This is a genomic window from Cryobacterium sp. LW097 (assembly GCF_002205495.2).
Taxonomy (GTDB): domain Bacteria; phylum Actinomycetota; class Actinomycetes; order Actinomycetales; family Microbacteriaceae; genus Cryobacterium; species Cryobacterium zongtaii.
In genome coordinates this window covers 1,978,198-1,991,655 of sequence record NZ_CP021992.1, presented here as the reverse complement: position 1 = coordinate 1,991,655, position 13,458 = coordinate 1,978,198, and the positions used below count along the sequence as shown (strand labels likewise).

General features: G+C 66.5%; 13 protein-coding genes. 10 read left to right on the top strand and 3 right to left on the bottom strand.

Annotation, left to right across the window (positions count from 1 at the left end):
- Positions 1-4 precede the first annotated feature (4 nt).
- From aroC to B7495_RS09140, 4 genes are all read left to right on the top strand, one after another.
- A complete protein-coding gene (aroC, locus tag B7495_RS09155; RefSeq protein WP_088456302.1) occupies positions 5-1,213 on the top strand; it encodes a chorismate synthase in 1,209 nt (402 codons plus the stop codon).
- A gap of 1 nt (position 1,214) precedes the next feature.
- Positions 1,215-1,841, top strand: coding sequence for a shikimate kinase (locus tag B7495_RS09150; protein WP_240632178.1), 627 nt, complete (start codon positions 1,215-1,217; stop codon positions 1,839-1,841).
- A 5-nt stretch (positions 1,842-1,846) separates the two neighbouring features.
- Complete coding sequence (aroB, locus tag B7495_RS09145) at positions 1,847-2,935, top strand: 3-dehydroquinate synthase (protein ID WP_088458003.1); 1,089 nt, start codon at positions 1,847-1,849, stop codon at positions 2,933-2,935.
- A 129-nt stretch (positions 2,936-3,064) separates the two neighbouring features.
- The gene (locus B7495_RS09140; RefSeq protein ID WP_240632177.1) at positions 3,065-4,375 is read left to right on the top strand and encodes a transcriptional regulator; all 1,311 of its coding nucleotides are present in this window, start codon (positions 3,065-3,067) and stop codon (positions 4,373-4,375) included.
- 15 nt (positions 4,376-4,390) lie between these two features.
- Here the strand turns inward: B7495_RS09140 and B7495_RS09135 are convergent, their stop codons facing one another.
- Positions 4,391-5,065, bottom strand: coding sequence for a DUF6518 family protein (locus tag B7495_RS09135; protein ID WP_088456301.1), 675 nt, complete (start codon positions 5,063-5,065; stop codon positions 4,391-4,393).
- 195 nt (positions 5,066-5,260) lie between these two features.
- Between B7495_RS09135 and B7495_RS09130 the strand changes: the two genes are divergently transcribed.
- A complete protein-coding gene (locus B7495_RS09130; RefSeq protein WP_088456300.1) occupies positions 5,261-6,784 on the top strand; it encodes an aldehyde dehydrogenase family protein in 1,524 nt (507 codons plus the stop codon).
- A gap of 105 nt (positions 6,785-6,889) precedes the next feature.
- The gene (locus B7495_RS09125; RefSeq protein WP_088456299.1) at positions 6,890-7,336 is read left to right on the top strand and encodes a DUF779 domain-containing protein; all 447 of its coding nucleotides are present in this window, start codon (positions 6,890-6,892) and stop codon (positions 7,334-7,336) included.
- A gap of 33 nt (positions 7,337-7,369) precedes the next feature.
- On the opposite strand, the gene B7495_RS09120 is transcribed toward B7495_RS09125, so the two are convergent.
- The gene (locus B7495_RS09120) at positions 7,370-7,969 is read right to left on the bottom strand and encodes a hypothetical protein (RefSeq protein ID WP_088456298.1); all 600 of its coding nucleotides are present in this window, start codon (positions 7,967-7,969) and stop codon (positions 7,370-7,372) included.
- A 78-nt stretch (positions 7,970-8,047) separates the two neighbouring features.
- Positions 8,048-8,839: a GntR family transcriptional regulator gene (locus B7495_RS09115; protein ID WP_194087750.1), complete on the bottom strand. Its 792-nt coding sequence runs from the start codon at positions 8,837-8,839 to the stop codon at positions 8,048-8,050.
- Between the two features lie 98 nt (positions 8,840-8,937).
- Here B7495_RS09115 and deoD point away from each other — a divergent pair, with 98 nt between their 5' ends.
- From deoD to B7495_RS09095, 4 genes are all read left to right on the top strand, one after another.
- Positions 8,938-9,657: a purine-nucleoside phosphorylase gene (deoD, locus tag B7495_RS09110; protein WP_088456296.1), complete on the top strand. Its 720-nt coding sequence runs from the start codon at positions 8,938-8,940 to the stop codon at positions 9,655-9,657.
- On the top strand, positions 9,657-11,072 hold the full coding sequence (locus tag B7495_RS09105) for an MFS transporter (protein ID WP_088456295.1): 1,416 nt from the start codon (positions 9,657-9,659) through the stop codon (positions 11,070-11,072). The genes deoD and B7495_RS09105 overlap by 1 nt, the downstream gene beginning before the upstream one ends.
- Positions 11,073-11,377: 305 nt before the next feature.
- On the top strand, positions 11,378-12,949 hold the full coding sequence (gene murJ / locus B7495_RS09100) for a murein biosynthesis integral membrane protein MurJ (RefSeq protein ID WP_151199559.1): 1,572 nt from the start codon (positions 11,378-11,380) through the stop codon (positions 12,947-12,949).
- A complete protein-coding gene (locus B7495_RS09095) occupies positions 12,946-13,434 on the top strand; it encodes a GNAT family N-acetyltransferase (RefSeq protein ID WP_088456293.1) in 489 nt (162 codons plus the stop codon). Before murJ ends, B7495_RS09095 begins: the two co-directional genes overlap by 4 nt.
- The last annotated feature ends 24 nt before the right edge of the window (positions 13,435-13,458 follow it).

The window sequence follows — 13,458 nt, the reverse complement described above, 5'->3', positions numbered from 1 at the left end:
GAGCATGCTTCGTTGGCTCACCGCCGGAGAGTCTCACGGCCCCGAACTCCTCGCCATTGTCGAGGGTTTGCCCGCTGGGATCCCGGTCACACTAGATGCGATCCGTCTCGACCTTGCGCGCCGCAAACTCGGCTATGGCCGGGGTGCCCGCATGAAGTTCGAACAGGACGAACTGAACATCTCCGGTGGCGTCCGCCACGGTCTCACACTCGGCGGCCCGGTGGCGCTGCGGATCGGGAACACCGAATGGCCCAAGTGGGCCGACGTGATGAGCCCGGAACCCGTTGACCCCGCCCTGCTCGCCCGCGGCCGAGGCGCCCCTCTGGTGCGCCCCCGGCCCGGCCACGCCGACCTGGTTGGGATGCAGAAATACGACTTCGACGAGGCCCGTCCGGTGCTCGAGCGCGCCAGCGCCCGGGAGACGGCCGCCCGCGTGGCCCTCGGTGCCGTCGCCCGTGCCTTCCTCGCCGGCCTCGGTATCGAGTTGGTCAGCCACACCCTGTCCATCGGCCCGGTTCGGGTGCCCGAGGGATCCGCGCTGCCCCGTCCCGGTGATGTCGACACCCTCGACGCCGACCCGCTGCGCTGCTTCGACACCGCCACCAGCGCGCTCATGGTCGCCGAGGTGGATGCTGCGCACAAGGACGGCGACACTCTCGGCGGCATCGTCGAGGTCCTCGCCTACAACCTGCCACCCGGTCTGGGTTCGTTCGTGCATTGGGACCGCCGGCTGGACTCCCAGCTCGCCGCCGCGCTGATGGGCATCCAGGCGATCAAGGGCGTCGAGGTCGGTGACGGCTTCCTCACCACCACCCGCCGCGGTTCGGACGCACACGACGAACTGGTTCAGGTCGATGACCAGATCCTGCGCGCCAGCGACAAGGCCGGCGGCACCGAGGGCGGCATGAGCACCGGAACCGTGCTGCGCGTACGGGCCGGTATGAAGCCCATCGCCACGATCCCGCGCGCGCTCCGCACCGTTGACATCACCACGAGCGAAGCCGCACCCGCTCACCACCAGCGCTCCGATGTCTGTGCGGTGCCGGCCGCCGGCGTCGTCGCCGAAGCCATGGTGGCCCTGGTCCTGGCCAACTCGGTGCTGGAGAAGTTCGGCGGTGACTCGTTGGGCGAAACCAAGCGCAACCTGGACTCCTACCTCGCCAACATTCCGGCCAACCTGCGCACCGGGGCGTCCAGCGACGCCACGCTCTAGCGTGCTGTTCCTGAGCCCGGACGCCTCTCGTCCCGCCGACGGCTGGCCGGCCGCACCCGGACCGGCGCCCGACCGGCGCGACGAGGCGTCGCCGGAGGGCGCGGAGCCGCACCGCGACGCGGATGTGCCGCTGTACCCGTTGGTGTTCATCGGGCCGATGGCGTCGGGCAAGTCCAAGATCGGTCGCCGGGTCGCGCGCACCCTGCGGGTGCCGTTCCTGGACACCGACAAACTCATCGTCACCGAACACGGCCCGATCACCGAGATCTTCGCCACTCACGGCGAGAGCCACTTCCGGGACCTCGAACGCGCGGCCGTCGCCGACGCGCTACGTCAGAAGCGGGCCGTCGTGTCGCTCGGTGGGGGAGCGGTGCTCGACCCGGCCACCCGGGCGGACCTGCGGCGCGCCACGGTGATCTCCCTGAGCACTACCGCCGAGGCTGTGCGCAACCGCACCAGGAACGCCAAACGTCCGCTTTTGGCCGACGGGCCGGACGCCTGGCAGCGCATCTACGACGAGCGCCGCCCGCTGTACGACGCGCTGGCCAGCATCCACTTCGACACGTCGACCAGGCCGGTCGACGCCATCGCCGCCGACATCGTGAAATGGGTAAGAGAACAATCGTGACCGACATGCAGCCCGAAGAGACCGGCACCACCACCATCACCGTCAGCGGTGTCGACAGCTACCCGGTCCTCATCGGGCGGGGCATCGTGGCCGATGTTGCCGAGCAGCTCGGCGACACCGTGAAGAAGGTACTCATTGTGCACACCTCGCACCTCGGCGCCCGCGCCGTGGCGCTGCGGGAGAGCCTGCTGGACCGGTACGAGGTCCTCATCGCCGAGGTCCCCGACGCCGAGCCCGCCAAACGGGTTGAGGTCGCCGCGTTCTGCTGGCAGGTGATGGGTCAGGCCGACTTCACCCGCACCGACGCCGTGATCGGATTCGGCGGCGGCGCCGTGACCGACCTGGCCGGCTTCGTGGCCGCCACCTGGCTGCGCGGCGTCAAGCTGGTGCAGATTCCCACCAGCGTGCTCGGTATGGTCGACGCCGCCGTCGGCGGTAAGAATGGCATCAACACCGCGGAGGGCAAGAACCTCGTCGGCACCTTCTACGCGCCGGCCGCCGTGGTCTGCGACCTCGACATCCTCGCCGACCTGCCCCGCAACGAGATCCTGGCCGGCTTCGCCGAGATCGTGAAGGCCGGGTTCATCCAGATCCCGGAGATCCTCGACATCGTCGAAGCGGATGTCACCCGGGTCACCGACCCGATCACGCCAGAGTTCCGCCGGGTGCTCGAGCTCTCCATCGCCATGAAGGCCCGCGTCGTCGGCGCGGATTTCAAGGAGGCGGGCCTCCGCGAAATCCTCAACTACGGGCACACTCTCGGCCACGCCGTCGAGCACGCCGAACGCTACGGCTGGCGCCACGGCGCAGCTGTCGCCGTCGGCATGATGTTCGCCGCCGAACTTGCCAGGCTCAGCGGGCGGCTCTCCGACGAGGCCGTCGACCGGCACCGCCGGATCCTGGAGTCGCTCACCCTGCCGACGACCTACCCGGTAGGCCGCTGGTCCACCCTGCTGGCCACCATGCAGCGGGACAAGAAGACCCGCAGCGGAATGTTGCGCTTCATCGTGCTCGACGACATCGGCAAGCCCACGGTGCTCGAGGGCCCGGATGCGTCGCTGCTCTTCGCGGCGTACCAGGAGATCGGCTCCTGACACCCCTTTTTCGCGGTCTGTGCCTAGAATGAAGCACCCGACCGGCCGCTCTGCGCAGGTCGCCTACGACCAGCGTTGATCGGAGGTGTTGTGAGCAGTCCGTGGACGATAACTCCTACCGATTCACCTGTGGGGACGTTTTCCCGGCAGGAAAGACTGCATGAGGCCGCCATCGGGGACCGCACCGATCTGCGCTCCGGTGCGGTGCAGGCCGGCGTGCGCCGACTCGTGCGGGAATCCTGGCAACGGTCTCTGTCACTCCGCCTGGACCCGCTGACGGCGCAGGCGGCACCAACTCTCGCCGCCGACGAGCTCAACCGGCTGAGGGCCCGCAATCCGCTGGCCGGGGTGCTGCCGGTGATCAACACCCTGTTGGTGCGGCACGCCGCCGAATTCGGGCTGATCGTGGCGGTGGCCGATGAGACCGGCCGGCTGCTCTGGATCGACGGTGACAGCTCGGTGCGCACCCGTGCCGAGGACATGCACTTCGTCGTCGGCGCCGACTGGTCTGAGGCCCGGGTCGGCACCAGCGCACCCGGCACCGCCCTGGCTCTGAACCACGGCATCCAGATCCAGCGCGCCGAACACTTCAGTCAGCTCGCCCACCCGTTCAGCTGCACCGCAGTGCCCATCCACGACCCGGTCACCGGTGCGGTGCTCGGCGTCATCGATATCACTGGGGGAGACGCCGCCGTTGCCCCGCAGACCCTGCCGCTTGTGGAGGCCGCCGTCGCGGCGCTCGAGGCGGAGTTGCGCATCCAGAGCCTCAGCGCCCCACGGCCGGCACCGGCGCGGCCTTCGGGCTTTACCGCCCCCGGCATTCTGCTGACCGTTCTGGGTACCGAACACGGCGCCCTGCACGGGGCTCCCAGCACTGATCGGCACAGCACTGATCGGCACAGCGTCGGCCTCAGTCCCCGGCACGCCGAGATCCTGCTCCTGCTCGCCTGGCACCGGCAGGGCCTGTCCGCCGACAGGCTCGCAAGCCTCCTCAGCGACGAGCAACCGCACGCCGTCGAGAACCTCCGAGCCGAGATGGTGCGGCTGCGCCGGGCGCTGGCGGTCAGCCATCCGCAGCTGCGGATCGGCTCCCGCCCATACCGTCTGGAGACCGGCGTCGACACGGATGCGGGCCGGGTCCTGCGCCTCCTCGGCCGCGGTGCCCACCGAATGGCCCTCGCCGCCTATCGCGGCACCGTGCTGCCTGGCTCCGCAGCGCCCGGCGTCACAGAGATCCGCGCAGAGGTGAGCCAGCGCCTGCGCCAGACGCTGCTCAGCGATGCCTCGGTGGAGGTGCTGCTCGACTACGCCCGCACCGAGGAGGCCGCCTGGGACTCCGAGGTATGGCGGGCCTGCCTTCAGCTGCTGCCCGCCCGGTCACCACAGCGAGCCGCAGTGGTGGCGAGCCTCGCCCGCATCGAGGCCGAGCTCAGCGCGTAGCCGACGAGCCCGGGTTCAATTCAGGACGAAGACGAGTACATACACGAAGGCGAGAGTCCCCACCAGCCACACGCTGACCACCAACGAGATGGAGCGAGGCGCGAGCCGGCGGTGCAGGACGGCCGCGAGCAGAAAGATTGCTGACAGCACGATCTCGAGCGTCCAATAGACCGGGCTGGTGGTGTCTGTGATGGTGTTGAGTGCCCAGATGCCCTCGCCCAGCAGAACAGCGCTCAGCGGCGTGACCGCCAGCGCACCCCACAGTGGAGGGGCGTAGCGTGCGAGGCCGGCGGCAACGCCCAGCAGCGGTCCGGTGACGACGCCCACCAAGGTCCAGATCGAGGTGAACGGATCGCCGTCATCGAACCCTCGCCACTCGGATACGACGCTGTAGGACTCGACGAGAAGCTGGAAGACCACGATGCCGAGGACTCCCGCAAGCAACGGCCGGGCACGGCCGAGCCAGACGATCAGGAAGGCGAACATCGTCCAGCCGCCGGCGGAGTTGCCCAGCGAATTGACCCAGGGCGGCAGGTACTGCTGGGCGACACTGGTCAGCCCGCCGATCAGCACCGCTCCGCCGACCGCCACGACCGTCGCCCGCACCGCCGACGACCGGGTATCGGCGTGCCACCAGCCGCTGCGCGCGGGCGGCGGCTCGACGACGCGAGTACTTTCCAGGGTTTCCATGTCGTCCACGCTAGGCAAGCCGGTCCGGCCGGGCATCCACCCAGAGACTGACCGGGGAATACCGGAGGATGACCTCGGTCGGGCCACCGGGCCGGGAGGCCACCGCAATGTTTCGCAACCTCCGTGTTCCTAGGCTCACCCCATGGACCGCGAGAACGCGGACTCCATCGACAGAGCCGTCGAACAAGGAGTGAAATGACCGTTTACGCCGCCCCAGGCACACCGGATGCGAAAGTCACCTTCAAGCCCCGCTACGAGAACTGGATCGGAGGCGAATGGGTGCCGCCGGTGAAGGGCCAATACTTCGAAGACATCTCCCCGGTCAACGGCAAACCGTTCACCGAGGTCGCCCGCAGTACCCACGAAGACATCGACCTGGCCCTCGACGCCGCCCACAAGGCCGCACCGGCCTGGGGCAAGACCACGGCCACCCACCGCGCCGCCGTGCTCAACAAGATCGCGGATGTCATCGACGCGAACCGCGAACTGCTCGCGGTTGCCGAGACTTGGGACAACGGCAAGCCCATCCGGGAGCCGCTGAACGCCGACCTGCCACTGGCTGCCGACCACTTCAGGTACTTCGCCTCCGCCATCCGCGCCCAGGACGGCGACCACGCCGAGCTCGACAACGACACCATGTCGTACCAGTTCCACGAACCGCTGGGCGTGGTCGGCCAGATCATCCCGTGGAACTTCCCGATCCTGATGGCGGTGTGGAAGCTGGCACCGGCTCTCGCTGCTGGGAACGCGGTCGTGCTCAAGCCCGCGGAGCAGACCCCCGCATCGATCCTGGTGCTGATCGAACTGATCGGCGACATCCTGCCTCCTGGGGTGCTCAACATCGTCAACGGCTTCGGCATCGAAGCGGGCAAGCCGCTCGCATCCTCGAACCGTATCCGCAAGATCGCGTTCACCGGCGAGACCACGACGGGACGGCTGATCCTGCAGTACGCCAGCGCCAACATCATCCCGTCCACCGTTGAGCTGGGCGGCAAGAGCGCCAACATCTTCTTTGACGATGTGGCGCAGAAGGACGACAGCTACTACGACAAGGCACAGGAAGGTTTTGTGCTGTTCGCCTTCAACCAGGGCGAGGTGTGCACCTGCCCCAGCCGCGCGCTGTTGCACAAGCCCATCTACGACAGCTTCCTCGGCGGCGCCATCGAGCGCACCAAGCTGGCCAAGCAGGGCAACCCGCTCGACACCGACACCCAGGTGGGCGCCCAGGCCAGCAATGACCAGCTCGAGAAGATCCTCTCGTACATCGATATCGGGAAGAAGGAGGGCGCCAAGCTCCTGCTCGGCGGCGAGCAGGCCGACCTCGGCGGGGACCTCAGCGGCGGCTACTACGTGCAGCCGACCATCTTCGAGGGCCAGAACAAGATGCGCATCTTCCAGGAGGAGATCTTCGGACCCGTCGTGGCGGTGACCAGCTTCGACGACTACGACGACGCCATCTCGATCGCCAACGACACCCTGTACGGCCTCGGGGCCGGGGTGTGGTCGCGGAACGGCACCACGGCCTACCGCGCGGGGCGGGACCTGCACGCCGGGCGCGTGTGGGTGAACAACTACCACAACTACCCGGCTGGAGCCGCTTTCGGCGGCTACAAGAGCTCGGGTATCGGCCGGGAGAACAACAAGCTGGCGCTCGGCCACTACCAGCAGACCAAGAACCTGCTGGTGTCGTACTCCGAAGACGCGTTGGGCTTCTTCTAACCGCGAACAGGAGGTGCCGGTCGGGGCGGTTACCCGAAAACTGCCCCGGCCGGCACCGCCCCCCCACAAACGCCCGTAGCGCTCCACCCGCAGTTGGAGGAACCCATGACCGACCTCATCACGCCAGTCCCGGATGCGCCCGTCGCGCCCGCGGTCGAAGCGTCCATCACCATCCCGGGGGAGACCCGGTCCAGGGTGGCGCTGGCGCAGGCCACCGTCGACCTGTTGCGAAGCCTCTGGGAGGAGCACGGGCCGCTGATGTTCCATCAGTCCGGCGGCTGCTGCGACGGCAGTTCGCCGATGTGCTTTCCGGCGGGGGAGTTCATCACCTCCGACCAAGACGTGCTGCTCGGCCGGCTCGACATCGCGCCGGCGGGAGAGCCCGAACAGGTGATCGACTTCTGGATCTCCGCCGAACAGTTCGAGTACTGGAGTCACACCGCCCTGCTCATCGACACCGTCAAGGGTCGCGGCGGTGGCTTCTCGGCCGAGGCTCCACGCGGCGTGCGCTTCATCATCCGCTCGGAGTTGATGGATTCGTTCACCGGGTAGGGATCAAAGTCGGCGACGTCGGAGTGCCGGGGGTCAGACGAAGGTGCGCAGTGCCCGCTGGTAACCGTCACTGTCCTCTCTGGTCGTGTTGGTCAGGAGAAGGCCGGTCCGGCCGACTGTTCGCGTGAACTCGCCCCGGCAGGGGATGCTGACGATCTTCGTCAGGCCCGCCTGCCAGGCGCGGATGAGCCCGGGGAGGCTGCGCCGCTCGGGGCTGTCCTCAAGTTTGGCCGGCAATGCCATTAGCTGGGTGTGTGCGGCCGCGTCCGACCACGTTCGGTACGACGCGCTGTTGAATGCCGTATCGCCAAAAAGGTCGCGCCAGTTCGGGCCGACGATGCGGTGGAGAAGGTCGGCCCGCTCGGTCGATCCGACGACGGTGCGCTGAATCTCCTCGAACACCCCCGGGTCCCTTTCCTCACCCGCATGCGCTGCGGCGGCGTCCCAGACGCGTGGCCAGGCCTCCGCCCAGGCCGCGCGAGTTTCGGCATCGACCGCGGAATCGCGAACCACCGGGGGCGTTTCCGACAGCAGCGGCGGGAGATCATCCCCGCCAGGCTGCAGCTGGTGTGCCTCTCTGACCCAGAGCAGTTCCAGAAGCGAACCAGGTTGATCGTCGACGGTGATGACCATGTCGTGTGGCCACGGCTCGCCCGGTATCGGTTCGCTTGATCGCATGCGTGCCCTCGGATCCTGGACGTGGTTGACGGGTCAGTTCGGGTTGTGCTGCATGACCGACAGCGACCCGTGGCCAGGCGCGATGACACACTTGGCGGCGTACAGCGGCACTCCGCTGTGGTCGGCAGTCTGGGTGAGGATGAGGACCGCCGCTGACGGATCGATGTTCAGCAGCTTCGCCCGCGTGGGGCCGGCGTCGGTGGCGACGATCTGGCACACACCGTTGGTGAAGACGTGACCGTTGGCCTGCATGGAGGCGAGAAGGGTTCGTGGTTGAGCGGCGAGCTCCGCGAGTTCGGAGGCGATCCGCGCGCTCACATCACTGAGGTAGCGCCCAGCGGGGAGATGTTCCTGAACCGTTGCAACGGGACGCCCATCGTGCAGCAAGACGCTCTCGCGGATCCAGGCGTTCGCAGCCGGGTCGAGCGCGAGCCGGTGGGACACGAAGTCGGTAGCCCCTTCGAGCTCGAAGCGCACCGGCTGCACGGTAATCGTCATGTTCGGGTCGGCGAGGGCGATCTCGAACGGCCGTAGCTGCTCGAGTCCGCCGTGCGGGATGGACTCGGTGACGAACCGCCCGACACCGCGCCGGGTGACCAGCAACCCGTCTTCCTCGAGGAGCATCAGCGCCTCGCGCACCGGAGTGCGGCTCACCCCGAGCGTTGCCGAGAGTTCGATTTCCCGTGGCAGCATCTCGCCGAGCCTGAACACGCCAGAGCGGATGCCTTCAGCCAGCCGCGTGTAGACCGCAACTCGAATGGGCTGGCCGACGGCGAGCTGGAGCTGCTGCTGCAGGAACGTGTGGGATTCCAGACTGGTCGTCACGAGACCTCCTTGTGTGCCCGACGCTATCACGTTCGACATGTGCCCGCAGAGGTATAACCTCATACTGCAAGCACTGCAATCTAGACAATGGAGTCCCCATGAGTACACCCACCACGACCAGCACGCCCCACATCGATCCGAAGGGGGTGGACATTGCCGAGACGATCCTGCTTCCCGGCGACCCGCTGCGAGCCAAGTTCATCGCCGAGACCTACCTCGACGACATCCGTTGTTTCAACGAGGTTCGCAACATGCTGGGTTTCACCGGCACCTACCGCGGGCGCCCCGTGTCCGTCATGGGCACGGGAATGGGCATTCCCTCAATCTCGCTCTACAGCTACGAGCTGATCCACCACTTCGGCGTCACTAACCTGATCCGGGTGGGTAGCTGCGGCGCCATGCAGGAAGGCATGGAGCTCTACGACGTGGTCATCGCGCAGGGCGCCTCGACCGACTCCAACTACCTGCACCAGTTCAACCTGCCCGGTCAGTGGGCACCACTGTCGTCGTACAGGCTGCTGGAGCAGGCCAAGCGGGCCGCCGACGAGCGCGGCCAACGCACCCACGTTGGCAACGTTCTTTCATCCGACGTGTTCTACGGCGCGGACTCCGACGCCATGGGCAAGTGGATGAAGATGGGCATTCTGGCCGTTGAGATGGAGTCGGCGGGTCTGTTCGCCAACGCCGCGGCCGCGGGCGTCGATGCGTTGGGCATCTTCACCGTCAGCGACCACATCCTCACTCACGCCAAGACCACCCCGGAGGAACGGCAGACCGCCTTCACCTCCATGATCGAGATCGCGCTGGAACTCGCCTGATGAGCACCGCAACCCGCCCCTCCGTTCTCACCCAGGCCATCAAGCCGAGCCGGGCCATCCCCATCCTGCTGATCCTCTTCGTGTTCTCGCTGGTGCTAGACAACGGCTTCAAATTCATGTCGCCGGCGTTGGCGGATAGTCTCAACCTTCCGGTCACCACCGTCAGCCTGCAGGCCACTCTGGCCGGCATCCTGATCGGTATCGGCGCCGTGGTCTACGCCGCGCTGGCCGACTCGATCAGCATCCGCAAACTCATCATCTTCGCGATCATCTTGATGACCGTCGGGTCGCTCGTCGGCTTCGTCTTCCAGGGCAACTTCTCGATGATCCTGGTCGGTCGGCTGATTCAGAGCGCCGGCCTGGCGGCCGCCGAGACGCTCTACGTGATCTACGTGACCAAGCACTTCAGGGGCGACGAGCAGAAGAAGTATCTGGGCTTCAGCACCGCGGCCTTCCAGTTGTCGCTGCTGATCGGCACCGTTGGAAGTGGCTTCATCGCCACCTACATCGGCTGGGCTGCCTTCTTCCTGGTCGCACTGCTTTCGCTGCTTGCCATCCCTGTCGTGTTGCGCACGGTGCCCAAGGAGGCGACGGGCGGCGGCCATGTGGACGTATTCGGCCTGTTCCTGATCGCGGTCTTCGCCACCGGCCTGATCATGTTCATGCAGAACTTCAACCTGTGGTACCTGTTGCCGGTTGTTGCCGGGCTGGCTCTCTTCATCTGGCACATCCGTACCCACGACAACGCCGTGATCACCAGCGCATTCTTCGCCAACGCTCAGTACTCACTCATGATCATCGTGGTGTTCATCACCTACTCCGTACAGCTGGGCTACACCTTCCTGTTCTCGTTCCTGATCTCCGACGTCTACGGCTACAACCTCGGCGAAGTCGCCCTGCTGCTGATCCCCGGCTACGTCGCCGCCGTGATTGTGGGCACTCTTACCGGCAAGATCGCCAAGTACCTCTCCTCAAAGCAAGCCATCACCATCGCGCTCGTCGCGATCGTCGTGTCACTGCTGATCCCGGCCCTGCTGGTGGATAAGGGAGTCTGGATCTTCGTGATCTCGATGAGCCTGTTCCCGATGGCCTTTGCGCTGATGTACGGCCCGCTCGTGTCGACTGCCATTGAGCGTGTGCCGGTCGCAAACTCCGGTATCGCCATTGGCTTCTACAACCTCACCATCAACATTGCCGTTCCGGTCGGCATCGCCTACACCGCAACGCTGATGAAGCTGCAGCCCAACCTGTTGGGCGGCATCACCGACGGCGCCCAGGCCTCCTCCTACGGATCGGTGTTGTTGATCCTCACGGGAGTCGCTGCCCTCGGCCTCGTGCTGTACCGCGTCTTCATCGTCTTCATCGAGCGCCAGGGCTCCGAGGTGGCCGCGGCGCGGAAGGCTGTGGCGGACTAGGACGTCCGGTGCGGGTCTCGAAGGAGATTTCCGAATACGGAAGGTGCTCGCGTGCCAGCACGGCAGTCAGGATGCGATCGCCGAGGTCCGCGCCAACCGAATAGACGTGGGCCCGGTGGCGGGGGAACAGCCATCGGGTCCACGTCTGCGCCGTGTATGAGCCCAACCTGGTCAGGTGCCCCAGACAGCGGGGAAATGTTGCCTGACCTGTGGGAGTCTTGGCAAATGGGGGATTCTGGATCGGCTGGGTGTCAGTTCGCACTGCGCGGTGCGTGCGTGTGAGCGTGCGGGGCTCGGTCGGATCGATGATGACCGCCACGCTGGTGTCGCGAGTGCTGGGTTTTGTGAAGGCAATTTTCCTGGTGGCTGCCATCGGCGGAACCAGCGCCGGCGTCGGCGGGCAGACCTTCGAGATCGCGAACTGGGCTCCCACCTATCTGTTCGCCCTGATCGCCGGGGGAGTGCTCGGCGCCGTGCTCGTTCCGCAGATCGTCCGGAACCTGAACGCCGGCTCGGTCGGGCAGGACAATACCGACCGGCTCCTGACCATTGTTCTGGTCGGTTCAGCCGTGGCCACGGTCGTCCTTACCCTGTGCGCCCCGGGCATCGTCTGGCTTTACGCGACGACCTGGTCGCCGGAATGGCGAGGACTGGCAACGTCGATGGCGTACTGGTGCCTGCCTCAGATCTTCTTCCTTATCGCCTTCGCCGTTCTGTCGCAGGTCCTCAACGCGCGGGGAGTATTCGGTGCCCCGGCCTGGGCGCCCGCGATCTCGAACCTAGTGGGGATCGGGGGGATCCTGGTGTTCCTCCTCGTTCTGCCGTCCGGATTGGGGGACGTCGGCACGTGGAGTCCATCGATGATCGCGGTCCTCAGCGGTTCCGCCACCCTTGCCATCGCCGTCCAGAGCCTTCTTCTCGCGGTCCCCCTTCGCACCATGGGGTTTCGGCTGCGCCTGCGCTGGGGCGTCAGCGGTCTGGGGGAGATGTCGGCCGTGGCCGGCTGGACGCTCCTGGGCGTGGTTGCCGCCCAGGTCACCTACCTGGTCACCGCCAACGTCGCCAACAACGCCGGCGAGACGCTGCATCGACTGGGCATCGATGGGCCGAGCCTGAACTCGCTGTCACTCGCATACCTCCTGATGCTGCTGCCGCATGGAATCGTCACGGTGTCCCTGACCACCGCTCTGTACACCCGGATGAGCGGGTATGCCGCCCGCCACGACTTCACTGCGACCGAGTCACTCTCGAACCTGGCCACGAAGCCTGTCGCCTATGTCGCGATCGCCGCGAGCGCCGCGTTCGCCGCGCTGGGACCGCTCATCACCACGGTGCTGTTCGGCAACCCGAGCATCGGACAGGTGCTGCAGGTCCTCTCGATCGGGCTCGTCGGCTTCAGCCAGGCCTACGTGCTCAACCGAACCTCCTTCGCTCTACAGGACGCCCGCGGCCCGTTCCTCACTCAGCTCGTCATCGCGGTGCTCTCTGCGGCGGGGGCCGCCGCATCCGCGCTGATACTGCCGCCGACTCTCACCGTGATCGGTATCGCGGCGGGCGTCACTCTCGCCAACTTTGCCGGCTGGTTCACTGCATATCGGGCGTTACAACGAACCTTTCGGCGTCTCGGCCACGCACCCGTTCGGGGACACCGCGCGTCTCTCGGCTACGTCCGGCTGCTCGGCGCGGGGCTCGCGAGTTTCATGGTCGGGTGGACGGCGGTGGCATTCATCGGGGTTCCGTCTGATTTCGGTGGCAAAGTCCTCCTCCTGGGCGCCGCCGGAGCAGCATCTCTGGGGGTGTTCATCGTGGTCGGTTACGTTTTTGGCGATCGAACCGTGAGCGAACTGCGTCGCCCGACCGGGCGGATGGGTCGATGACTATCCCCGGTGAATCCGTGACGGTTCGCGCTTACGCCCCTGAAGACGCGCCGAGCACTCTCGCCGTCTTTCTGGACGCCGTGACAACAACGGTGTCCCAGCATTACTCGCCCGAACAGATTGCCGCATGGTCCGCGCCCGGGGAGCGCGATGTCGAAGAATGGAACCTTGCCAGGGCCGGGCGAGGAACGGTGGTTGCGGTAGTCGAAGGAGACGTGGCCGGGTTCTCGGACGTCAACGCTGACGGATACATCGACATGATGTTCGTGTCACCTCGGTTCGGCCGACGAGGCGTTGCGAGTGCCCTGCTGGGTGCGATCGAACGCAGAGCGAAATCGCTGAACGCGGCCACGTTGTGGACTAACGCGAGCATCACCGCCCGTCCCTTCTTCGAGCAGCACGGATTCGTCGTCGAGGCGAAGCAGCATCCAGTCAGCCGAGGTGTGCGGATGACCAACTACCGGATGGCCAAACAGCTGTCCTAGCTCTCGACCCGGCCGGGCCTAGGC